The organism is Streptomyces sp. NPDC002044 (genome assembly GCF_040296725.1).
Classification (GTDB): domain Bacteria; phylum Actinomycetota; class Actinomycetes; order Streptomycetales; family Streptomycetaceae; genus Streptomyces; species Streptomyces antarcticus.
Window position 1 is genome coordinate 26,673 of sequence record NZ_JBEOXU010000032.1, and the last position, 22,258, is coordinate 48,930.

Sequence of the window (22,258 nt, forward strand, 5' to 3'; positions counted from 1 at the left end):
TGTCGAGGCATTTAGCGGCGGGCCCGACCTGCCGACAACCCGGCCCGAGACAGCCCGAGACAGCCCTACGACACCAGCTGACGCAGCGCTACCTGACCACGGCCCCGGCCCTGAGCGTGCCGGCGCCGATGGCGCCGCGCAGGACGTGGGCGATCTCCTCGGGCTTGAGGTTGATGCCGTCGAGGGCTTCCACGGTCAGCGGGATCTCCTCCAGCGCGTATGCGCCGCGGCCCTCGGCGCTGAACTCGGGGCCGGTGCGGTCTTCGAAGGACCAGGTCGTGATGCGGGCGAGGTAGAAGAGCTGACGTTCAGCGTCGGACTCCATCGTGTGCAGGAGGCGGACGATGCCGGCCTTCCCCGCGATCTCCTCGTGGATCTCCCGGTGGAGAGCGGCCTCCCGGGACGCGTCGCTCTCCTCGACCCCGCCGCCGGGCAGCACCCAGTACACGGGGGTTCCGGGCTTGGTCCGGCGGATGACCAGCATCGTGTCGTCCGCGGTGACGAGGACGGCTCGGACTCGTTCGATCATTTCGCTCTGTCTCCTTGCTCGGTGACGGTCTCGGTGCAGCAGCCGGCCGCCGTCCACGGGCGCGGGTGCCGGCGGAGCCCGGGGGGTGGGGTGCGGGGATCGTCCGCGTTCACCGTTATCGCGTAGCCCGCGGTCGAGGTGAAGGTGGCGGTGGCGGTGGCGGTGTTCCGGGACAGCCGGATGCGGTCGAACGGGTTGGACTCCGCGAAGAACATCGCCCAGACGAGGGCACGGTCCGCGGTCAGCCGTGCGATGAAGCCCTCCGACCCGTGCGAACCCTCGCCGCCCCACAGCAGCCCCCCGCTCCCGAGGTCCACCGCGGTCAGTCCGTCGACCGAGGACACCCACGACGGGTCGCGCCGCAGCAGGTCGTCCAGGTCGAACGGGGCACCCACCCGCACGCCGCCCGGCGCGCCGGGGTCGAGGGCGACGGCACAGGAGTATCCGTCGGCGCAGTGGAGTGCGTCTCCGACGGGAAGTACGAAGTCCTCCCACAGGCGGACGATCGTCGTCATACGGTTACCTGCTCGTCTGGTTCGGTGCTGTTCCGTGCGGCACACCCTAGGATCGCCGGCATGGCCCTGATCATGAGTGACGTGGACCGGTTCGAGGCGGCCAGGCCCCGGCTGGAGGCCATCGCCTACCGGCTGCTCGGCTCCGCGAGCGAGGCGGAGGACGCCGTGCAGGAGACGTTCCTGCGCTGGCAGGCGGCCGACGTCGGACGGATCGGGGTGCCGGAGGCATGGCTGACGAAGGTGCTCACCAACTGGTGTCTCAACGTGCTCACTTCGGCGCGCGCCCGGCGCGAGACGTACGTGGGGCAGTGGCTGCCCGAGCCGCTGCTCGCCGGGGACCCGATGCTCGGACCGGCCGACACCGCCGAGCAGCGCGACTCGGTGTCGTACGCCGTCCTCGTCCTGCTGGAGCGCCTGTCGCCGGGCGAGCGGGCGGTGTACGTGCTGCGCGAAGCCTTCGACTACCCGCACCGGGAGATCGCCGAGGTCCTGGAGATCACCGAGTCCGCCAGTCAGCAGACCTACCACCGGGCCAGGAAGCACATCGCGGACGGCAGGGCACGCAGGGCACGCGCCGAGGTGGACGAGGGCGCCGCCCGGAGGATCGTCGAGGAGTTCCTGGCCGCCGCGACCAGTGGCCGGACCGAACCGCTCCTGCGGCTGCTCACCCAGGACGCCGTCGCGGTGGGCGACGGCGGCGGGAAGGTGCCGGCCCGCGCGAAGGGGTTCGAGGGCGCGCTCGCGGTCGCCACGTTCCTGCGGGGCATGTTCAAGCCCGGCGCCGCCAAGCGGGCCCATGTGGGCGGCGCGGCCGGGATCTACGCCACCACCGCGAACGGCGGGCCCGCCATCGTGGCGGTCGTGGACGGCCGGGTCGTCGGGGTCATCTGCCTGGAGGTCACGGCGGAGGGCGTCGCCGCGGTCCGCAGCCAGGCCAACCCCGACAAGCTCGTCCGCGCGACCGGGCACTGGGCCGCCGCGGACCGCGGAGAGGCACCGCTCCACACCCTCTGAACCCCGGCGTGACGCAGGTCACCTCCGGCACCTGTCAGGGATCGGGGGGCTGTCCGGTTCAAGGGGCGCAACCACGCCGGACCACGGCGGCCCCCGCCCAGACAGGAGCACGGACATGCAGCACCGCATCGTCGTCCTCGGAGCCGGCTACACCGGCGCCATCGTCGCCGGCCGCCTCGCCAGGCGGCTGCGCCGCGAGGACGTCACCCTCACCCTCGTCAACGCCGAGCCCGACTTCGTCGAGCGCGTCCGGCTCCACCAGCTCGCGGCCGGCGAGGACCTCAGGCCCCGTCCCTTCGGCGAGATGTTCGCGGGCACGGGCGTGGAACTGAAGCTCGGAGCGGTCACCGCCGTGGACGTGGACCGCAAGGCGGTGACGGTCGCCGCCGCGAACGGCCCCCGGGCCGGGGGGCTTGAGGAAGTCCCGTACGACACGCTCGTCTACGCGCTCGGCAGCGGCTGGGACGACGGGGGTGTCCCCGGCGCCGCCGCGCACGCGTACGAGGTCTCCGGCCGGCCCGGCGCCCTCCGCCTCCGCGAGCGCCTGGCCGCCCTGGACTCCGGCCGGCCCGTGGTCGTCGTCGGCGGCGGCCTCACCGGTCTGGAGGCCGCGGCCGAGATCGCCGAGGCCCGCCCGGACCTCGACGTCGCCCTGGCCGCCCGCGGCGCCCTCGGCGACTGGCTCTCGGCGAAGGGCCGCGCCCACCTGCGCAGGGTGGTGGACACGCTCGGCATCACGGTCCACGAGCACACCGAGGTCACCGCCGTCGAGGCGGACGGCGTGACGACCGCCGGCGGCCGGACCCTCCCCGCCGAGGTCACCGTCTGGACCACCGGCTTCGCCGTCCACCCGATCGCCCGGGCCACCGGCCTGGAGACCACCGGCCACGGCCGGATCGTCGTCGACACCACGATGCGCTCGGTCTCCCACCCGGACGTGTACGCCGTCGGCGACGCGGCGATGGCGACCGGTCCGGGCGGCGGCCCCCTGCGCATGTCGTGTGCCTCGGGCATCCCCATGGCCTGGCAGGCCGCCGACGCCCTCGCGGCCCGGCTCGCCGGGACCGAGGTGCCCCGGGTCTCCATCCGCTACGCCCAGCAGTGCGTCTCCCTCGGCCGCGCGGAGGGGCTGATCCAGTTCGTCACCGCCGACGACCGCGCGGTCGACCGGGCCCTGACGGGCCGCGTGGCCGCCCTCTACAAGGAGCTGATCTGCAAGGGCGCCGCCTGGGGCGTAGCCCACCCGACGCTGGGCCTGCCGACCCGGCGCCGGCGCGTCGTACGCCCGCAGGCGCCGAGCCCCGTACGGCCGCAGGCGCCCGCCGCGCCGACGGTGTGAGCGCACCGGACGGTCACGGCCGCTCGGCGGGGCGCCCCGCCGAGCGCGCGGTGGACAGCACCCGGCCCAGATCCAGCACGCTCAGGCCGAACATCAGGATGCCCAGGGGGACGTGGAGCGACGGTACGTGCGCGATGCCCAGCACCACCTGCGCCGAAGCCAGGACGAGGAAACCGGTCGCGTACAGGGCGGGGCGGGCCGGGCCGCCGCCCGGCCGCCATGCCAGGACCGCGACGAGTACGTACAGCATCGAGGCGCCGTACATCACGCGCGAGCCGACGTCGTGCAGGGTCGCGCCGTACGACGAGGACAGCAGCAGTCCGGCGGTGGCCGCCTGGAAGAAGAGGGCGGCGGTCTGCAGGGCTATCGCCGCCTGGAGGAACGTGAACCGGCCCGGTACTGCCGTCGTCTGCGTGGCCATGGCGCGGCCCCCTGTTCTGCCTCGCGGCGGTGGATCGTCACGGTGGACCGTCGCTGTGGACGGTCACCGTCTCGCCGGTCCGACGACGTGGGCCCGCGAAATGTGAGGCGCCGCGTGGACCTCACCATCCGGTGAGGTGTTTCGTCGGAGTAGCGAGAGCCGAAGCGGACGAGAAGAACCAGGGAGCGGACAGGACCATGAGGACTCCATCCGAGGCAGGGCACGACGGGCTCGAACCGGGCCTGAGCACGATCGTCGACGAGCGGCGCCAGCTGATCAATCTCGCCTACCGGCTGCTCGGTTCCCTGGCCGAGGCCGAGGACGCCGTGCAGGAGACCTACACCCGCTGGTACGCGATGTCGCCGCAGCGCCGGGAGGCCGTCGAATCGCCCGGTGCCTGGCTGACGACGGTGGCCGGCCGCATCTGCCTGGACGTGCTCGGCTCGGCGCGGGCCCGGCGCGAGCGGTACGTCGGCGCGTGGATACCCGAGCCGCTGCCGGACCGCACGGAGTGGATCAGCGGACGGGCGGGTGGCGGCGCCGCGTCGGCTGACCCCGCCGACCGGATCACCCTGGACGAGTCGGTGAACATGGCCTTCCTCGTCGTTCTGGAGTCGATGACACCGGCCGAACGCGTGGCGTTCATCCTGCACGACGTCTTCCGCTATCCCTTCGCCGACATCGCCGCGATCGTCGGCCGGACCCCCGCGGCCTGCCGGCAACTGGCGTCCTCGGCCCGCCGTCGCATGCGCGCCGCGCACACCCCGGTGGTTCCGTCGGCCGGACAGGCCGGTCTCGTACGGGACTTCAAGGAGGCGTGGGAGGCCCAGGACATCAAGGCACTCGTCGGCCTCCTCGACCCCGGGGCCACGATGACCGCCGACGGCGGCGGCCTGGTCGGCACCGTCCTGCGCCCGGTCGAAGGCAGCGGGGCCATCGCGCGGTACCTGGTCCACATCGCCGCCAAGGCCCCCGGACTGACCCTCCTGGAACGGACGGTCAACGGCCGGCCCGGCCTGGTCGCCCAGCACGCCGGCGTCACCGTGACCGTGGCCGCGTTCAGCCTCGCCGGCGGCCGCATCACCCGCATCTGGGCGGTCCGCAACCCGGAGAAGCTCCGCCCGTGGACCGAGGACGGACAGGACGGGCAGGACGGGCAGGACGGAAGGGGCTGACCGGACGGAAGAGGGCGCCCTCCTGACGGAAGTCTTACGTCCGCGCGTGGGAACCGCCTTCGCACGGGAGCCGTGCGTACCGTCCCCGGCATGCGCGTACTCGTCACCGGAGGAGCCGGGTTCATCGGCTCCCACATCGTCCACGCCCTCACGGCACTTGGGCACGAGCCCGTCGTCCTCGACGCCCTGCTGCCCGCCGCCCACCCGGACCCGCCGGCCCCGCCGGACGCGGAGTTCCTGCGCGCGGACGTACGGGACGCCGGCGCCGTCCGGTCCGCACTGCGCGGGGTGGACGCGGTGTGCCACCAGGCGGCCATGGTCGGCCTGGGGAAGGACTTCGCGGACGCCCCCGCCTACGTCGGGTGCAACGACCTCGGGACCGCGGTGCTGCTGGCGGAGATGGCCGCCGCCGGGGTGGGGGAGCTGGTGCTCGCCGGGTCGATGGTGGTCTACGGGGAGGGCCGGTACACCTGCGGGCGGCACGGGACGGTGCGCCCCGGGCCGCGCCGGGCCGAGGACCTCGCGGCGGGCCGGTTCGAGCCCCGCTGTCCCGACTGCGGGGCCGCGCTCGCGCCGGGCCTGGTCGGCGAGGACGCGCCGACGGATCCGCGGAACGTGTACGCGACGACGAAGCTGGCCCAGGAGCACCTCGCCGCGTCCTGGGCCCGCTGCGTGGAAGGCCGCGCCGTGTCGCTGCGCTACCACAACGTGTACGGGCCGGGCATGCCGCGCGACACCCCGTACGCCGGGGTGGCCTCCTTCTTCCGGTCCGCGCTGGCCCGGGGCGAGGCACCGCGGGTCTTCGAGGACGGCGCGCAGCGGCGGGACTTCGTCCACGTCGGCGACGTGGCCGCGGCGAACGCGGTGGCCCTGGGGGCCGTCGGCGGCCTGGCCCCCGGGACGCTGACCGCGTACAACACGGGCAGCGGGGATCCGCACACGGTCGGCGAGATGGCGGCCGCGCTGGCCGCGGCGTACGGCGGGCCGGCCCCGGTGGTCACGGGCGAGTTCCGCCTCGGTGACGTACGGCACGTCACCGCCGACTCCGCCCGGCTGCGCCGCGAGCTGGGCTGGCGTCCGCAGGTGGGGTTCGGTGAGGGGATGGCCGGGTTCGCGCGAGCCGGCCAGCGCACGTCGGCGGCTGCCGCGGGCTGAGCCGGGCTCAGCCGGGCTCAGCCGGGCCGGTGGCCGGGCAGGGCCGGGCCGGGGGACGCCCCCCGGTCAGCGGATGACGTCGAAGACGTTCTTCTGCAAACCGTTGGCGTACGCCTCGTGCTCGACGAGCCGCAGCTTCTGGGTGTCCCTGTCCGTGGCGCTGAACAGGCGCGTGCCCGCGCCGAGCAGGAGCGGGAAGACGAGCAGGTGGTACCGGTCGATCAGGCCCGCGTCCGAGAGGCTCCGGTTCAGGGCGGCGCTGCCGTGGACGATGACCGGGCCGCCCTCGGTCTCCTTCAGCGCGGCGACGTCGTCGAGCGAGCGCAGGATCGTGGTCTCGCCCCAGCCCGGTACGAGTTCACCCTCGGTGAGCGTCGTGGAGACGACGTACTTCGGCATCACCTTGTAGCCGGCGAAGTCCGCCATGTCCGGCCACACCGGGCTGAACGCCTCGTAGCTGGTCCGGCCCAGCAGCATCGCGGTGGCCTCGCTCTGCTCCCGGCCCTTGATGTCGAACGCCTCGGGGAGGAACTCGACGTCCTTGAAGGTCCACCCGGAGTTCCGGTAGCCGGGCTCGCCGCCCGGGGCCTCCATGACGCCGTCGAGGGAGATGAAGGCGGTGCTGATCAGGGTACGCATCGTGGTTCCTCGGTGTCTCGTGCCTGTGTCCCGGCGATCGGTCGGTGCGCGGCCGGGGCCCGCGAGCGGTGCCGCGCCCCGTCATGTTCTCCGACCGCGGATCACCTGGAAACTCATCGGTCCCGCGGAATCCCGCCGTTCTCGCCCGGTCCGCCGCGGCGGTCTCCGACAGCGTCCGCGTTTCGTAAGGTCTCCGAGCCCCTTTCCCCGCCCTGCGGTTCCTACCGTGTGGAGGGTGACCTCTTCTGTTTGTCGTCCGCCCCGCGCGGACCTCGTACTGCCGTGCCTCGACGAGGCCGAGGCCCTGCCCTGGGTGCTGGCGCGGGTGCCGGCCACCTGGCGGGCCATCGTCGTCGACAACGGCTCCACCGACGGCTCGGCCGACATCGCCCGCCGCCTCGGTGCCACCGTGGTGCACGAGTCCCGGCGCGGTTTCGGGGCCGCCTGCCACGCCGGACTGCTCGCCGCGCGCGCCGAGCTGGTCTGCTTCTGCGACTGCGACGCCTCCATGGACCCCGGTCTGCTCGCCCCGATGGCCGAGCGGGTCGCGGCCGGTGAGGCGGACCTGCTCCTCGGCCGGCGCCGCCCGCGCGGGCGGGGCGCGTGGCCCGCGCACGCCCGGGCCGGGAACCTCGCCCTGGCCCGCATGCTGCGGCGCCGGACCGGGCTGCGGCTGCACGACCTCGGTCCGATGCGGGTCGCGCGCCGCGAGGCGCTGCTCGGTCTGGAGCTGACCGACCGGCGCAGCGGCTATCCGCTCGAAATGGTCGTACGGGCCGCCGACGCGGGCTGGCGGGTCGCCGAGACGGACGTCCCCTACCTGCCCCGCTCGGGAAAGTCCAAGGTCACCGGGACCTGGCGGGGCACCTGGCACGCCGTACGGGACATGCGCCGCGTCCTGGCCGAACCGCCGGGCGCCGCCGTCGCGCCGGCCGGGAGGGCTTCCGCGTGAGCACCCTCCTCGTCATCGCCAAGGCCCCCGTGCCGGGCCGCGTCAAAACCCGCCTGACCACGGTGTTCACCCCGCGGCAGGCCGCCGGGCTGGCCCGCGCCGCACTGGAGGACACCCTCGCGGCGGTCCTGGCCACCCCGGCCCGGCGCCGTGTCCTGGTCCTGGACGGGCGGCCGGGGCCATGGGTCCCGGACGGCATCGAGGTCGTCCCGCAGTGCGCGGGCGCCCTGGACGTCCGGCTGGCGGCGGCCTTCGCCCTGGCACAGGGGCCGGCCCTGCTGATCGGCATGGACACCCCGCAGGTCACGCCCGGCCTCCTCGCGCCCGGGCTCGACTTCACCGGGGCGGACGCCTGGTTCGGGCCCGCCGACGACGGCGGGTTCTGGGCGCTGGGCCTGGCCGCCCCCGACCCGGCGCTGCTGCTCGGCGTCCCCATGTCCGTACCGGAGACGGGCGCGGTGCAGCGGGCGCGGCTGACCGACGCGGGGCTGGTGGTGCGCGACCTGCCCGAGCTGTGCGACGTGGACACCCCGGCCGACGCGCAACGGGTCGCCGCCGCGGCCCCGCGGACCCGCTTCGCCGCCCTGCACTGCGGCCTGTGCGCGGTGACCCGGTGACGGCCCGGCTCGCCGGTCCGCCCACCCGCACCTGGCAGGCCGACCCGTACGCCGACGCCCTGCGCACCGGGCGGGGGCCGCTGTACCTGCGCCGCCGCGACGGCTGGCTGCTGCCGCTGGACGTCGAGCGCTGGTGCGCCGCACCCGACGCGGCGGACGGCACCGTCCTGAGCCGCTGCGCCGGCCCGGTCCTCGACATCGGCTGCGGGCCGGGCCGGCTGGTCGCCGCCCTGGCCGGGCTCGGGCACAAGGCCCTCGGCGTGGACGTCACCCCCGAGGCGGTGGCCCGGACCGTGCGGGCGGGCGGCAGCGCGCTGTGCCGGTCGGTGTTCGACCCGCTGCCCCGGGAGGGCCGTTGGGGCACGGTCCTGCTCATCGACGGCAACATCGGCATCGGCGGCGACCCCGCCGCGCTGTTGCGCCGCACCTCGGAACTGACCGCCTCCGGCGGCTCCCTGCTCGTCGAGGTGGCCGAGGCCGACGTCGACGAGCGCGTCGAGGTGTACGTCGACGACGGCAACGGCGGCCGCGGGGCGTCCTTCTGGTGGTCCCGGCTCGGGGCCCGGGCCCTGTCCGTCGCGGCGGCGGACGCGGGCTGGGCCCCGTACGGGTCATGGCAGGCGGCGGGGCGGCACTTCGTCCACCTGCGGCGCTGACCTCCCGGCCCGGCGCCGCACGGCCCGCGCTCCCAGGTACAGGAGCGTCAGGACGGCGATGGCCGCCATCGTCAGCAGCCAGTTGCGCAGGTAGTCCAGCGGCAGCACGGTCGGGTTGGCGGCGGCGCCGGGGCGCAGCAGCGGGGGCAGGGCGACGGCGGTCAGGGAGCCCGCGACGATCAGGGCCGCCCGCGGGACCCCGCGCAGGCGCAGGCCCGCCGCCGCGGCCAGGGCCCCGACCGCGAACACGAGGGGTGCGACGAGTCCGTCGTGCACGGCGACCGCGCCCGCGAGCCAGAGGGCGATACGCCACGGTTCGGGCTGGCGGACCAGCAGCCAGGCCCCCCAGGCCATGAGGAGCAGCCCGCAGGCGCCCGCCGCGCGTCGCAGCGTCATCACACGGCCTCCAGCCGGGCGACCCACTTGGTCTGGAGCACGCCCGGCCGGTTCGGGGCGATGATCCGCGCCGGGTAGCCGTGGTCCAGGGACAGCGTCTCGCCGTTGAGGCGCAGGGCCAGGAGCGTGAGCGGGTCCTGCGCGTACAGGCGGCCCATGTCCATCACCCGGTAGGCGCCGGCCGCTTCCAGGGAGACCACCCGGGCCCGTGCGCCCGGGCCGCCGCCCGCCCGCTCCAGCAGGTCCCGTACGCGTACCCCGGTCCACCGGGCGGACTTGCTCCAGCCCTCGACGCACGCGATGGGCAGCGTCACCTCGTGCTGCGGCATGGCACGCAGTTCGTCCAGCGTCAGGGCGTACGGCCGGGGCCCGTCCACGGTCAGCCGCCAGCCGGCCAGCGAGGCCCGGGTCACGCGCGCCGCGGCGGCCGTACGGTTCACGGGCAGCCCCTGCACGCCGTGGGCGGGGCTGCGCGGGGCGAACAGGTCCAGGCGGCCGAGCGCGGTCACCGACTGTCCGACGGTCGTCAGCGTGACCGCTCCCACCGCGGCGGCGACGCCGTAGAGGAGCTGGCGCCGGTTCGGGCCGTCGGCCGCGGGCAGCGCCAGGGTTCCGGGGGAGTCCGGGGTGAAGTGGTCCCGGATCCTCGGCCACTGCACGGCGACGTGCAGCAGCAGGGCGCCCGTCACGACCCAGGCGACCGCGTAGTGCACCGGTACGAAGCTGAAGGGCCACGGGTACCACTGGAAGGTGTTCAGCAGCCCGGTGAACAGCTGGAACAGCGCGGCCGCGACCAGCACCGCCACCGACAGGCGCTCCAGCGCGTGCGTCGCCGAGCGCACCGGGGGCCAGGCGAACAGCCGCGGGTAGACCGCCCACAGCTTCGCGAGCAGCAGCGGGACCGCCGCGGTCCCGGAGGCCACGTGCAGCCCCTGGGTCAGCCGGTAGCCCCAGTAGGGACGACTCGGCAGCCGGTCCGCCAGCCATCCCGGCGGATGCTGGAGGACGTGGCTCAGCACACCGGTCGCGAAGCAGACGGCGAAGGCGAGCCCCAGCCAGCGGCCGATCGTGGTCGCGGTACGGGCGTCGTGGAGCCGCGCGGTGAAGGTGACCGGCGGGCCGGGGGGCAGTGTGGGGCGCATGCCTCCATCACACCCCCGGCCAGGTGCCCGAGGGGGTCCGCGACACCTTACGAAACGCGGACGGCCCGGGCGTCGGGCCCTTCGGGGGCGCCCCGTGGTGGAACGCTTCCGCAGGTGAACCCGCGCACCGTCCTCGCCTCCGCCGTCCTCGCCGCCCTCACCGCCGCCCTCGTCCTGACCATCCGGTACGACGGCCTCTTCACCGATCCCGGCGGCCTGTTCCGGTGGTACGCGGTGTGCTGGGCGCTGTTCGCGGCGGCCCTGGCGGCGCTGCGCCGGGTCCCGGCGCGGTACGTCACGCCGCTGGTCGTGGCCGGGGCCGTCGCCGTCACGGTGACCGGGCTGGTGGCGCCGCCGCGGACGAGCACCGACTCCTACCGCTACGCCTGGGACGGCCGGGTCCAGTCCGCGGGCGTCTCCCCGTACGACCACCCTCCGCAGGACCCGGCGGTGGCGCGGCTGCGCGACACCTGGCTGTTCCCCACGGGCGCCGCCTGCGCCGGACCGGACCTCGCGCCCGTGCCGGACCTCGCGCCGGTCCCGGACACCGGCGGCGCGCGCCCCCACTGCACCCGCATCAACCGGCCCGCCGTCCCCACCCTCTACCCGCCCGTCGCCGAGGCGTACTTCCTGGCCGTCGACCGGCTCTCACCCGCCGGCGCCCGGCACAAGCCGCTCCAGGCCGCGGCCGGCCTGGTCTCCCTCGGCGTGACCGGAGCGCTCCTGCTGATCCTGCGGCGGCGGGGCGACGACCCGCGCAAGGCCGCCTTCTGGGCGTGGTGCCCGGCCGTCGCCGTCGAGGCCGTCAACAACGCGCACGTCGACGTCCTGGGCGTGCTCCTGGCGGTCGTCGGACTCGGCCTCGTGGCCTCCCGGGCCCTGGGCCGGCGGGCGGCGGGCGGCCTGCTGATCGGCGCCGCCGTCGCCACGAAGCTGATGCCCGCCGTCGTCCTCCCCGGCGCCCTGTCCGGGGTCCGCCGCGTCCGCGACGCGGCGGCCGTGCTGCTGCCCGCCGCGGCCTTCGCCGTACTGGCCTACCTCCCGTACGTCCTGCTCTCGCGGGGCTCGGTCTTCGGCTACCTCGGCGGGTACGTGGAGGAGGAGGGCTACGACGACGCCTCGGCCGGGTCGCGCTACGCGCTCCTGCGCCTGGTCCTCCCCGAGGCCTGGGCGTTCCCCGTGCTGGTCGCCGTCGTCGCGGGCGTGTGCCTGTACGTGATGTGGCGCGGGGACCCGCGGCGCCCGTGGAGCGGCGCCCTCCTGGTCACCGGCTGGGCCTTCCTCCTCCTCACGCCCGGCTACTCCTGGTACGCCCTGCTGCTGGTCGCGCTCGTGGCCCTGGACGGACGCGGGGAATGGCTGGGCGTGGCCCTGGCCGGCGCCGCCGTCTACGTCCTCGGGCCGGCCGTCGGCCACGGGGCGGTGCCCGCCACCCTCGCGTACGGAGCCGCGGCCGCCGTCGTCCTGGTGGCGTCCTGGCTCCGGCGGCGGGCCGCGGCGCGCGGCACGGGAACTCCGGCGCCGGTCGGCGCCGTGCGGTGACGGCATACGCTGTTGCCCGTGACGCAAGACAACGGCGGACCGGGCGGGCGGGGCGAGCGGGGCGGACAGGACGGGCCGAGCGGACTGGACCGGCCGAGCGGACTGGACGGGCCGGACGGACTGGACGGGCTGGTCCGGAAGCGGATCCGGGCCCTGCGCGTGGCGCAGGGCTGGTCCCTGGCGGAACTGGCCTCCCGCGCCCACCTCAGCCAGTCCACGCTCAGCCGCATCGAGAACGGCGGGCGCCGTCTGGCCCTGGACCAGCTCGTCGTCCTCGCCCGGGCCCTGGACACCTCCCTGGACCAGCTCGTCGAGACCGCCGCCGACGACGTCGTCACCAACCCGGTGATCGACGCGGCCCGCGGGCTGATGCGCTGGTCCATGAAGGCGGAACCCGGCATGAGCGTCGTGCGCCAGCGGATGACGAACCCGCCGCCCGACAACCCCGCGCGCATGCGGGCCCACCCGGGCCGCGAATGGCTCGTCGTGCTGTCCGGCACCGCGGTCCTGCTGCTGGGCAACCGGCGCCTGCGCGTGGAGACGAACCAGGCGGTGGAGTTCCCCACGATGCTGCCGCACGCGATCGGCGCCGAGGGCGGGCCCTGCGAGATCCTGGGCGTCTTCGACCGCGACGCCCGCCGCGGCCACCAGAGCGCCGACGGCACCTGACACCCCGCACCACACCGGGCCCCGCGGAAGCCCGGCCTTGCGCGTACGGCAGCGCGGCGGGCCTTCGTCTTGCGCACCCCGGGAACCATGGTGCCGCCCGGGCACCGTGCTCCTAGCGTGGCGGCATGACCCACTCCCCTCCCCACGCGGCCCACGGCGGCGCGCACCACCCCGCCGCCCGGCACACCCCCGGCTCCGACGACCAGGCGGAGATCCTCGACCTGGACGCGGACGTACTCGCCGGGCACACCGCCTCCCTCACCGCCTGGCTCCCCGTCGCCGCCGGGGGCCCGCGCCACATCGTGGACCTCGGGTGCGGGACCGGCGCCGGCACCTTCGCCCTGCTGGCCCGCTTCCCCGAGGCGCAGGTGACCGCCGTCGACGCGTCCGCCGTCCATCTGCGCCGGCTGCGGGAGCGGGCCCTGGAGCTCGGCCTCGCCGACCGGGTGCGCACCGTAGAGGCCGATCTCGACGCGGACTGGCCGGGCCTCGGCCGGCCCGAGCTCGTCTGGGCGTCGGCCTCGCTGCACCACATGGCGGACCCCGGCCGCACCTTGCGCATGGTCCGTGAACTGCTCGCGCCCGGCGGCCTGTTCGCCGTCGTCGAGCTGGCCGGCTTCCCGCGCTTCCTGCCCGGCGACGCCCCGGAGGACCGGCCCGGCCTGGAGGAGCGCTGCCACGCCGCCCTCGCCGGCCGGCACGCCGAGCACGTACCGCACCGCGGCGCCGACTGGGGGCCCGCGCTGGTCGCCGCCGGGTTCAGCGTCGAGGGCCGGCGCACGATCACCGTCAACGTCGACGGCTCCCGCGTCGAGGCGGTCGGCCGCTACGCCCTCAGCGGCCTGAGGCGCCTGCGCGACACCGCCGCTCCCGTCCTGGCCGCCGAGGACCTCGCCTCCCTGGACCGGCTGCTCGACACCGGCGGCCCCGGCAGCCTCCTGCGCCGCGAGGACCTCGCGGTCCGCACCGAACGCACCGCCTGGACCGCCCGCCGCCGCCCGATCCCCCACCCCTGACCGGGGGCCTCGCGCTCGCCGCCGCCGTGGCCGCCACCGCGGCCTGGGCGGGCCTGCGCTCCGAGCGGTCCCTGCGGCCGGTCGACTGACGCCGGGGCGGGCTCGTCGCGGCGGCGGGGCCGGTCCCGGTACGGCCTCCTGACGGCCGGTCGCGTGACGGCGCCGTGGCGGCCGGTCGGGTGGTGTCCTGGCCGCCGGCCGGATCACGGCGCCGGGCGGCCGCCGCCCAGCAGGGTTTCGAAGCCCGCCGTCAGGTCCTGCTTCAGGTCGTCCAGGCCCTCGAAGCCGACGTGCACCCGGATCAGCGGACCGCGCCCCGCCCAGGTGCCCGGCAGGCGGTGGGAGACCGGGTCGGCCGGCACGACCAGGCTCTCGTAGCCGCCGTAGCTGTGGCCCAGGCCGAAGACCCGCAGCCGGTCGAGCATCGCGTCCACGTCCGGCTTGCCGAACCGCGGCTCCAGTTCCACCCCGAACAGCCCCGCCGCCCCGCTGAAGTCCCGCCGCCACAGGCCGTGGCCGGGGTCCTCGGGCAGTCCCGGGTGCAGGACCGCCGCCACGCCCTCCTGCTTCGCGGTCCAGCGGGCCAGCTCCAGCCCCTGGTCCTGGTGCCAGCTCATCCGTACGCCGAGCGTGCGCAGCCCGCGCAGGCCGAGGTAGACGTCGTCGGCGCTCGCGCACTGGCCGAGCCGGATCGCCGCGCCGCGGATGACCGGGTAGCTCTCCCGCGTGCAGACGATCGCGCCGAGGATGCTGTCCGCGTGACCCGTCAGGTACTTCGTCGCGGAGTGCACCACCACGTCCACTCCCGCGCCAAGCGCCATCGGGCGGCAGAAGGCGGGCGTGGCCCAGGTGTTGTCCGCGACGGTGGCCACCCCGCGGGCCCGGCAGACGGCGGTGAGCGCCGGTACGTCCTGCACCTCGAAGGTGGTGGAGCCCGGGGACTCCAGGTAGAGCAGCCGGGTCGCGGGGCGGATCAGCCCCTCGATCGCGGCGCCGCCCGCGGCCGGGTCGTAGTACTCGGTCTCCACGCCCAGCACCGCGAGCGAGGCGCAGAACGTGCGGGTCGGCAGGTAGACGGAGTCGCTGACGAGGATGTGGTCGCCGGAGCGGACGTACGCGAGGATCGCCGTGGTGATCGCCGCGAGGCCGGAGCAGGTGGCCACCGCCGCGTGGCCGCCCTCCAGCTCGGTCAGCGCCTCCTCGAAGGCGCGGCCGGTGGGGGTGCCGAAGCGGCCGTAGACCTGGGGGCCGCGCTTGAGCGGGTCCGCCTGGGAGGCGTCCATCTCGGCGGTGTCCTGGTAGAGGACGGTGGAGGCGCGGTGCACGGGCGGGTTGACGTAACCGCCCTGCCGGCGCGGATCGGAGGCGGCGTGCACGAACCGCGTCTCCCGCGTGGGGACGGACTCGGGCAGCGCCTCCCCCGAGCGGGCGGGCCCGTTCACCGGACCACCGCCCGTCCGGCCGACGACGCCTCGGGCAGCGGCGGTCCGGCGGCGGCGGCCCGGCGACGGCCGCCCAGCAGCAGGGCGAGCAGGGCCGCGCCCGCGCACTGCGCCGCCACCACCAGCCAGAACCCGCCCAGGTCGCCGGCGGCCTCGTAGTGGGCGAAGACGAATCCGCCGACGACGCCCGCGAGGAGTCCGCCGATACCGGCGGTCAGCCGCTGCACGCCGAAGGCGAAGGCGGGACTGTCCGGCACGCGGTCGACGAGTTCCAGGTCGCACCGCAGGAAGAGGAAGACCTCGCCGAGGGTGAAGAGGGCCGTGCCGCCCAGCAGGGCCGGGGTGCCGCCCAGGGCCATGGCCGCCGTGCCGAGCGCCATCAGGGCGAACGAGACGACCACCAGCCGGCGGTAGTCGGCACGCGCGATGCGGTCGGCGAGCACCGGCTGGAGCACCACGACCATGGCGCAGTTGAGCAGCATCACCCAGCCGAGGAGCCGGATGTCGGACACCCCGACCGCGTACAGGCCCATGAAGCTCTGGAAGAAGAAGAACAGGTAGAAGGCGAGACCGGTGAAGAGGACCGGGCGCAGCGCGCCGCGCAGCGCCGCCCGCTTCCCGGTCCGCGCCCCGGCGCCGGCCGCCTCCGTCCCCGGGCCGGCCACCGGGGCCGCCGGCCGGCGCGCGACCGGTTTCAGGGCGGCCTGGTGGGCCGCGGTGATCAGCGCGAACAGGGCGGCGAGGCCGATCAGCAGCACGACCGGGTCCGCGTCGATCAGCAGCGCGGCGAGCAGCGGGCCCAGCCCCATGCCGGCGTTGAGGGCGGCGCTGCTCACCCCGAGGAAGAGCGGGCGCAGTTCGTCGGAGACGCTGGTGACGATGTACGCCTTGTTCGCCGGGAGGTACAGCGCCGGTCCGGCCGCGACGAGGACGACGGCCGGGTACGCGGCCCAGGGCACCTTCACGGCCAGCCCGAGCAGGACCAGCCCGGCCGTGCGCAGGGCGAGCGCGCCCACCATGGTCCGCTTGAGCCCGAGCCGGTCCACGACCGCGCCGCCGAGGATGCTGCCGCCGAACTGGATGAAGGTGGCCACGGCCACCAGGACCCCGGCGACCCGGATGTCCATGCCGACGGCCTCGACCATGAGCACCCCGATGAACGGGGTGACCATGTAGCTGCCGAGGGCGACGACGAAGGACAGGCCGATCAGGGCCTTGAGGCCGGCGGGCAGGCCGGTGAAGATCCGCCACTTCGCGGTGGGTCCGGCACCGCTCCCTCCCGCGGTCACGGCGAGCCGCCCCCGCCCGCGGCCCCGCCGGCCGCACCACCGCCCGGTGCGACGGGGGCCGTGCCGACGGCCGCGCCGGTGACGACCGGGCGGTCCGAGGGCAGGCCCCACTCGCTCCACGAGCCGTCGTACACGGCGAGGTCGCGGTAGCCGGCCAGCGTCGCCCCGAGCGCGAGGACGCAGGCGGTGACCCCGGAGCCGCAGCTGACGTACAGCCGCCGGCGCTCCCCGGCCGCCGCCTCGAACGCCGTACGCAGTTCGGGTACCGGCCGCATCAGGCCGCCGTCGCGCTGGAGGTCCCCGAACGGGAGGCTGGCGGCGCCGGGCATGTGGCCGCCGCGCAGGCCCTCGCGCGGCTCGGGCGCGGTGCCCGCGTACCGCCCGGCGGTCCGCGCGTCGAGGACGGCGGCGGCCGGGTCGGCGAGGGCGGCCGCGACGGTGTCGGCGTCCACGACCAGGCCCGGCCGGGGCCGGGCGGTGAAGGTGCCGCGCGGCCCGTCGTACGCGGCGGGCACCGCCTCGACCGGGTGGCCGGCGGCGGTCCAGGCGGGCAGGCCGCCGTCGAGGACGGCGACCCGGTCGAAGCCCATGGCGCGCAGCATCCACCAGGCGCGGGCGCTGGAGTACACGCCCTGCGCGTCGTAGACGACGACCGTGTCGGTGTCGTGCAGGCCGAGCGCGCGCACGGCCTCGGTGAACGCCTCCGCGCCGGGCATGGTGTGCGGCGCCGCCGCGGTGTGGTCCGACAGGTCCCCGTCGAGGTCGAAGGGCCGGGCCCCGGGGAGCCGCGCGGCGGCGCCGCGGTGGGCGCCGACGGAGGCGTCGAAGAGGACGACGCCCTCCCCGAGCCGTGCGGCGAGCCACTCGGTCCCGACGAGCGGGCCGGTGAACGGGCCGGCCGGCCCGGCGGCGGTGTCGGGGGGTGTCGTCGCGCTCATGCGGTACCTCCGGAGGAATCGGCGGGCCGCCACCGGGTGTTGTCGGAGAACCAGCCCGCCACGCGTTCGAGATTGGCTGCCACATCCTCCTCCGTGTCCCCGTCGACCACGTAGCCGGCCAGGAACAGGCCGGACTTGACGCCGCCGTGGAACTCCTGGCCGGCCGCCCCGGTCAGCGTCACCTCCCGTACGCAGTCCGGCAGTTCGGCGCCGGAACCGTCTCCGGCACCGGCGTCCGCCCCGGCACCCGGGCCGCTCCCGTCCGTCGGCAGCCGCTCCAGCACCCCGTTCCGCGGCGGGATGCACAGCGCCCCGGCCGGCCGGTACGCGGGGGCGCCGAGGGTGGACGGCAGGCCGCACTCCGCGTACAGCCACTCCTTGTCCAGGTCGATCCCGAAAGCGTGCCGGACCATCGCGCTGATCATGCCGCCGCCGGTGCGGCTGGCGATCTCGCAGAACACCAGCCGGTCGTCGGGCGTGATCCAGAACTCGGCGTGGAAGGCCGTCTGCGGCGGCGTCGGCAGCTCGGCGAGCACCGCCCGCGCCGCCTTGACCAGCCGGTCGTACGAGGGGTCCTGCGGGGTGAGCGGGAGGTTGGCCACCCAGTCGTCGTCCCGGAAGGACAGGCAGTCGTTGAGGTAGCGGAAGGGGTGGACGAAGACGACTTCGCCGCCCGCCACCAGCCCGTCCACGTGGTACATCTGGCCGGGCACGAACGCCTCGATCTCGCTGGTGCCCCGCCACGGGCTGGCCAGGCAGGCGTCGAGGTCCGCCTCGTCGCGGATGATCGCCGCGCCCAGCGAGCCCGACTCCGACACCGGCTTGACCACGACCGGATAGCCGTGTTCGGCGACGAAGGCCAGCGCCGTGTACGCCGAGTCGAGCCGCCGGTAGGCGGGTACGTCGACGGGCCCGCCCGCGAGCTGGTCCTTCATGACCACCTTGTCGCGGAAGGCGACCGCGCTCGCGGTGTGCTGGCCCGGCAGGCCGAGCAGCTCGCGCAGCTGGGCGGCCCGCACGATGTCGGCCTCGGCGCGGGCGAAGACCGCCTCGACCGCGAACTCGCGGGCCAGGCGCAGCGCGGTCTTCTCGACCAGCTGGTTCGTGTCGTACGCGGGGAAGGCGTGCACGTGCGGGAGGTGGGAATAGCCCGCCGCGTACTCGGCGGCGGTCACGATGACCGGGACGGTCCCCGAGCCGGCCAGCCACCGGTCGTACGGGGTCTTGGCGTAGGGCGTCTTGGCGAAGACGAGGACGTGGCGCATCGCGGCGGGGTTCCTCTCGGGGTCAGGACGGGGAGTTGACGAGGAGCGGCAGGCGGCGCCGCTCGGGGACGCGGGAGATCAGGCCGAGCTCCTCGGACAGCTCGGTGGCGAAGCAGCCGTCCTTGTAGGTGCCGGAGAGCCGCTTGGCGGTGAACGCCTCGATCTCGTCGTGGTCGAACTCCACGTCGTACGTGTGGCGCTCGCCCGTCCCGCCCGACCCGTCGGGCTCGCCGGCGGTGACCGTGCGGACCAGGATCCCCAGGTGCGGTTCGAAGGTGTTGACGCAGCCGACGACGTCGCCGATCTTCTCGCGGCGGCCCTCGGGACCGTCGGAGAGGACCTCCTCCCGCGCCGGGATGGCGGCGAACAGCTGGCGGCCGGCCCGGCACCAGCCGACGTGGGCCGGGAAGCCCATGGCCTTGATGCCGAAGGTGCCGAAGTCCTCGCTGACGCCGAGCTGGAAGCCGAGCGGGACCGACTCGTGGATCCACTTGAAGTCGCGGTACGCCTGCTCGGTCTCCTCGCGGGACAGGCGCAGTTCGGGGTGGCGGCCGCCGTGGTCGGTGAAGTTGTTGAACCGGACGGTGGCCACGCCCAGCTGGTTGAAGTAGTGGGCGTAGCGCTCCAGGGAGGTGCGGCCGTGGTTGTGGCGGCCGACGGTGACGCCGATGTTGACGCGGAAGGCGTTCTCGGGGTCGACGCCCTCGTTGTAGGCGGCGATGCGGCGCAGCACCTCCTCGGTGTCCGCGCCGGAGAACACGCCCTTGATCGGGTACGTCTTGTGGTCGGTGACCTGGAGGTTCTCGTCGATCACGCCGTGGTAGGTGATCGAGATGGTGCCGTAGCCGTTCTCCGAGGCCAGGTCGAGCAGCTCGGTGGAGTTGTCGGCGAGCAGCGGGCGGCCGCTGGTCCAGGCGTCGCCCTTCTCCATCGTCTCGGTGGGCTTGTGGTCGGACTCCTGGCGGAACTCACGGTTGTTGGCCGGTCCGTAGATCCGCATGAACTCGCCGTCGTAGGCGAAGCTGTCCACGTAGCGGGGGTAGACGTGGTAGCCGTGCGACTGGAGGCCCTCCAGGATCCGGGGGCCCTCCTCCATGGCGAAGGACTTGTCGTAGACCTTCTCGTAGTTGACGAACCAACAGTGGGTGCATTTCTGACCGCAGGTGTTCTTCCCGACCTTGGTGTCGAGGTCGAGGTAGATGTGGATCTCCTCGGGCTTGATGTCCTTGAAGGGCATCGAGAACGGAGCATCACCGTGGAAATCGTAGGAAATAGGATCGTTCTGGACAGACATGTGTCCCCCGTGTGGTGATGGTGGCGTCGAAGAGAGCGAAAAGAGCGGGCCGGGCGGGGCGGTACGGTGCGAGGGCCCGGGGCCGTCAGACGGCCGGGCCGGGGGCGGTGGTGACCACCGGACGGGCGATCAGTTCCGCGACGGCCGCCGCGCAGGCGTCGGTGCCCGCGGCGGTCAGGACGGCCATGCCGAGGCGGTCCGAGGAGGAGCGCAGCGGGTGGACCGTGTCACCGGGCAGGACGGTGAGGTCCCAGGCGTGCACGTCCCCGTGTGCGAGGCGGGGCGGCGGCCCGACGGCCGTGACCCGTCCCGGCGGGGCGGTGAGGAAGACGGTGGCGGCCGCGGCCGCGGCGGCGGGGCCCCGGGTGATTCCCGCGCCGACCGCCCAGCCGAGGGCGGCGCGCCGCCATTCGACCCCGGTGGTGAGGCGGACCAGGTCGGCGATGCCGTCGCCGCCGAGCCGGGTGTGGGTCTCGATGACGACGATCTTGTCACCGTCGACCATGACCTCGGTGTGGCTGGGCCCGTCGGTCAGGCCGAGGGCGTCCAGCAGCTCGCCGACCGCTTGGGCCACCAGCTCCTGCCGGCGCGGGTCCAGGGAGGGCGGCGGCATCATGTGGCTGACCTCGACGAACCCGCCCGCGGTGCCCTTCTCGGCGATGCCGAGGACCGTGTGCCGACCGCCCGCCGAAAGCGCCTCCACGCTGAACTCGCGCCCCTCGGCGAACTGTTCGAGCAGGGTCCCCGCCGTGCGGCGGTCGGCGGGCAGCGCGTCCGCGCCCTCCACCAGGGCGATGGCGGTGCTGCCGACCCCGTCGACCGGCTTGGCCACCGCCCGCCCGTAGGCGGCGAACAGCCGCGCCACCGACTCCGGGTCGTCGCCCGCCGCGAAGGCCGGGTTCAGGTGCGGGGCCCGGCGCTCCAGGACGCGCCGCATCTCCAGCTTGTCGCGGGTGGCCCGTACGACGGCGGGGTCGACGCCGGCGGCGCCGAGCCGGCGGGCGGCCAGCGCGGCCGGCTCCAGGCCGAGTTCGGTGAGGGAGACGACGGCGGTGGGGGCCAGCGGCCGCAGGACCGCTTCGGCGAACGAGCGGAAGGCGGCGGGGTCCAGGAAGTCGGCGGTCAGGACCCGGTCCTCGGGGCCGAGCGCGGGCGCGCCGGGCAGCTGTACGTGGATCACCTCGCCGGGCAGGGTCGCGGCCTCCCAGGCGACGGTCGGATTGGCACCGACGACCACGAGGGTCGTCGTGCTGTCCGTGCCCCGCGGGCGGTCTTCCCGCGGTCCGTCAACAGCCCCCACTGCGCCCACTTCGCCTCCCCGGCCCCCTCGCCGACGGCTCGATCGAGCGGCGCGGCGAGCAAAACATCGCAAGGGGATCGGGGACTGTCAATAGCTTTACAAACGGCCGCGATTCGGCCCTCGAACCGGCTCTGACCTGCGTCGGGCCCATGATCTCCAGTCCCGCTCAAGGAATCCGCCGACCGGGAGACCAGCCGCGCCCGAGCGCCACGAAGGCAAGCCTTTCCGCGCCGTTCCGGCCAACTTGGCGGCGCCGGCGACACATTCCGTTCACAAAACCGCAGACCGGAGTACCCGCCAGTAGCGGGGTTTCGGCCAATCGGGCCGCCCGGGGGCCCGGACGCCGGAATCCGGCTGGTCGCGGTCTGTTCGGCGCGCGACCGGCCAGATCCGAAACGCCCGGGACGCCCCCTTCGCCCCACCCCCCGGACCGCCTCTTCACCACCGCCGAGCGCCCCGCGCCCCCGGCCCGGGACCGGTCAGGAATCGAGAAGCGGCCCTCATCGGGCGGGACTAGCGTGAGGGCCATGGACCTCACCATTCACGCGACCTTCCTCCCGCACGACGACCCGGAGACCGCCCTGGCGTTCTACCGCGACGCCCTCGGCTTCGAGGTACGCAGCGACGTCGGACAGGGCACGATGCGCTGGATCACCGTCGGCCCCGCAGGACAGCCCGGCACGTCGATCCTGCTCGCGCCGCCGGCCGCCGACCCCGGGATCACGGACGACGAGCGCCGGACCATCACCGAGATGATGGCCAAGGGCACCTACGGCTGGATCCTGCTGGCCACCCCGGACCTCGACGCCACCTTCGAGAAGGTGCAGGCGGCGGACGCCGAGGTGGTCCAGGAGCCGACCGAGCAGCCGTACGGCCTCCGCGACTGCGCGTTCCGCGACCCCGCGGGCAACCTGATCCGCATCCAGGAGATCCGCTGAACCGTCCGGCGGCCG

23 protein-coding genes are annotated in these 22,258 nt (G+C 74.9%); 11 read left to right on the forward strand and 12 right to left on the reverse strand.

The window, feature by feature from the left end:
• Positions 1–88: 88 nt before the first annotated feature.
• Complete coding sequence (locus tag ABT106_RS11405) at positions 89–529, reverse strand: NUDIX hydrolase (protein WP_351275395.1); 441 nt, start codon at positions 527–529, stop codon at positions 89–91.
• Entirely contained in the window at positions 526–1,044 is a 519-nt protein-coding gene (locus tag ABT106_RS11410) for a hypothetical protein (RefSeq protein ID WP_351275397.1), read from the reverse strand. The genes ABT106_RS11405 and ABT106_RS11410 overlap by 4 nt, the downstream gene beginning before the upstream one ends.
• Positions 1,045–1,104: 60 nt before the next feature.
• Here ABT106_RS11410 and sigJ (ABT106_RS11415) point away from each other — a divergent pair, with 60 nt between their 5' ends.
• On the forward strand, positions 1,105–2,058 hold the full coding sequence (gene sigJ, locus ABT106_RS11415; protein WP_351275399.1) for an RNA polymerase sigma factor SigJ: 954 nt from the start codon (positions 1,105–1,107) through the stop codon (positions 2,056–2,058).
• A 115-nt stretch (positions 2,059–2,173) separates the two neighbouring features.
• Positions 2,174–3,397 (forward strand): NAD(P)/FAD-dependent oxidoreductase, encoded by a 1,224-nt coding sequence (locus ABT106_RS11420; RefSeq protein ID WP_351275401.1) that lies wholly within the window; start codon positions 2,174–2,176, stop codon positions 3,395–3,397.
• Positions 3,398–3,410: 13 nt separating this feature from the next.
• On the opposite strand, the gene ABT106_RS11425 is transcribed toward ABT106_RS11420, so the two are convergent.
• Positions 3,411–3,818 carry a hypothetical protein gene (locus ABT106_RS11425; RefSeq protein WP_351275403.1) on the reverse strand — a complete coding sequence of 136 codons (408 nt, stop codon included), beginning with the start codon at positions 3,816–3,818 and terminating at the stop codon, positions 3,411–3,413.
• A 197-nt stretch (positions 3,819–4,015) separates the two neighbouring features.
• Here ABT106_RS11425 and sigJ (ABT106_RS11430) point away from each other — a divergent pair, with 197 nt between their 5' ends.
• Positions 4,016–4,993, forward strand: coding sequence for an RNA polymerase sigma factor SigJ (sigJ, locus tag ABT106_RS11430; RefSeq protein WP_351275405.1), 978 nt, complete (start codon positions 4,016–4,018; stop codon positions 4,991–4,993).
• A 90-nt stretch (positions 4,994–5,083) separates the two neighbouring features.
• On the forward strand, positions 5,084–6,148 hold the full coding sequence (locus tag ABT106_RS11435) for an NAD-dependent epimerase/dehydratase family protein (RefSeq protein ID WP_351275407.1): 1,065 nt from the start codon (positions 5,084–5,086) through the stop codon (positions 6,146–6,148).
• A gap of 66 nt (positions 6,149–6,214) precedes the next feature.
• On the opposite strand, the gene ABT106_RS11440 is transcribed toward ABT106_RS11435, so the two are convergent.
• Positions 6,215–6,787, reverse strand: a complete 573-nt coding sequence (locus ABT106_RS11440; protein ID WP_351275409.1) for a dihydrofolate reductase family protein — start codon at positions 6,785–6,787, stop codon at positions 6,215–6,217.
• A gap of 235 nt (positions 6,788–7,022) precedes the next feature.
• On the opposite strand from ABT106_RS11440, the gene ABT106_RS11445 reads away from it, so the two are divergent.
• Genes ABT106_RS11445 through ABT106_RS11455 form a run of 3 tightly spaced genes read left to right on the forward strand, consistent with a single transcriptional unit; the run spans position 7,023 to position 9,012 of the window.
• Positions 7,023–7,739, forward strand: coding sequence for a glycosyltransferase family 2 protein (locus tag ABT106_RS11445; RefSeq protein ID WP_351275411.1), 717 nt, complete (start codon positions 7,023–7,025; stop codon positions 7,737–7,739).
• A complete protein-coding gene (locus tag ABT106_RS11450; protein ID WP_351275413.1) occupies positions 7,736–8,356 on the forward strand; it encodes a TIGR04282 family arsenosugar biosynthesis glycosyltransferase in 621 nt (206 codons plus the stop codon). Before ABT106_RS11445 ends, ABT106_RS11450 begins: the two co-directional genes overlap by 4 nt.
• Entirely contained in the window at positions 8,338–9,012 is a 675-nt protein-coding gene (locus ABT106_RS11455; protein WP_351275415.1) for a class I SAM-dependent methyltransferase, read from the forward strand. Before ABT106_RS11450 ends, ABT106_RS11455 begins: the two co-directional genes overlap by 19 nt.
• Here the strand turns inward: ABT106_RS11455 and ABT106_RS11460 are convergent.
• Together ABT106_RS11460 and ABT106_RS11465 are read right to left on the reverse strand one after the other, a co-directional pair.
• Complete coding sequence (locus ABT106_RS11460) at positions 8,968–9,408, reverse strand: hypothetical protein (RefSeq protein ID WP_351275417.1); 441 nt, start codon at positions 9,406–9,408, stop codon at positions 8,968–8,970. The genes ABT106_RS11455 and ABT106_RS11460 overlap by 45 nt on opposite strands.
• Complete coding sequence (locus ABT106_RS11465) at positions 9,408–10,550, reverse strand: molybdopterin-dependent oxidoreductase (protein WP_351275419.1); 1,143 nt, start codon at positions 10,548–10,550, stop codon at positions 9,408–9,410. The genes ABT106_RS11460 and ABT106_RS11465 overlap by 1 nt, the downstream gene beginning before the upstream one ends.
• Positions 10,551–10,664: 114 nt before the next feature.
• Between ABT106_RS11465 and ABT106_RS11470 the strand changes: the two genes are divergently transcribed.
• From ABT106_RS11470 to ABT106_RS11480, 3 genes are all read left to right on the forward strand, one after another.
• Positions 10,665–12,092 (forward strand): glycosyltransferase family 87 protein, encoded by a 1,428-nt coding sequence (locus ABT106_RS11470; protein ID WP_351275421.1) that lies wholly within the window; start codon positions 10,665–10,667, stop codon positions 12,090–12,092.
• A gap of 102 nt (positions 12,093–12,194) precedes the next feature.
• Positions 12,195–12,761 (forward strand): helix-turn-helix domain-containing protein, encoded by a 567-nt coding sequence (locus ABT106_RS11475; RefSeq protein ID WP_351275449.1) that lies wholly within the window; start codon positions 12,195–12,197, stop codon positions 12,759–12,761.
• A gap of 125 nt (positions 12,762–12,886) precedes the next feature.
• Positions 12,887–13,777, forward strand: coding sequence for a class I SAM-dependent methyltransferase (locus ABT106_RS11480; RefSeq protein WP_351275423.1), 891 nt, complete (start codon positions 12,887–12,889; stop codon positions 13,775–13,777).
• A gap of 203 nt (positions 13,778–13,980) precedes the next feature.
• Here the strand turns inward: ABT106_RS11480 and metC are convergent, their stop codons facing one another.
• The 6 genes from metC to ABT106_RS11510 all read right to left on the reverse strand — a co-directional run bounded on the left by metC (position 13,981) and on the right by ABT106_RS11510 (position 21,242).
• On the reverse strand, positions 13,981–15,219 hold the full coding sequence (metC, locus tag ABT106_RS11485; RefSeq protein ID WP_351275425.1) for a cystathionine beta-lyase: 1,239 nt from the start codon (positions 15,217–15,219) through the stop codon (positions 13,981–13,983).
• Complete coding sequence (locus tag ABT106_RS11490; protein ID WP_351275427.1) at positions 15,216–16,508, reverse strand: MFS transporter; 1,293 nt, start codon at positions 16,506–16,508, stop codon at positions 15,216–15,218. Before ABT106_RS11490 ends, metC begins: the two co-directional genes overlap by 4 nt.
• Positions 16,505–17,446: a sulfurtransferase gene (locus tag ABT106_RS11495; protein WP_351275429.1), complete on the reverse strand. Its 942-nt coding sequence runs from the start codon at positions 17,444–17,446 to the stop codon at positions 16,505–16,507. The genes ABT106_RS11490 and ABT106_RS11495 overlap by 4 nt, the downstream gene beginning before the upstream one ends.
• Positions 17,443–18,711 carry an ATP-grasp domain-containing protein gene (locus ABT106_RS11500; RefSeq protein ID WP_351275431.1) on the reverse strand — a complete coding sequence of 423 codons (1,269 nt, stop codon included), beginning with the start codon at positions 18,709–18,711 and terminating at the stop codon, positions 17,443–17,445. Before ABT106_RS11500 ends, ABT106_RS11495 begins: the two co-directional genes overlap by 4 nt.
• Positions 18,712–18,733: 22 nt before the next feature.
• Positions 18,734–19,948 carry a radical SAM protein gene (locus tag ABT106_RS11505; protein ID WP_351275433.1) on the reverse strand — a complete coding sequence of 405 codons (1,215 nt, stop codon included), beginning with the start codon at positions 19,946–19,948 and terminating at the stop codon, positions 18,734–18,736.
• A gap of 142 nt (positions 19,949–20,090) precedes the next feature.
• Positions 20,091–21,242 carry an ATP-grasp domain-containing protein gene (locus ABT106_RS11510; RefSeq protein ID WP_351275435.1) on the reverse strand — a complete coding sequence of 384 codons (1,152 nt, stop codon included), beginning with the start codon at positions 21,240–21,242 and terminating at the stop codon, positions 20,091–20,093.
• 590 nt (positions 21,243–21,832) lie between these two features.
• Here ABT106_RS11510 and ABT106_RS11515 point away from each other — a divergent pair.
• A complete protein-coding gene (locus ABT106_RS11515) occupies positions 21,833–22,243 on the forward strand; it encodes a VOC family protein (protein WP_351275437.1) in 411 nt (136 codons plus the stop codon).
• Positions 22,244–22,258 lie beyond the last annotated feature (15 nt).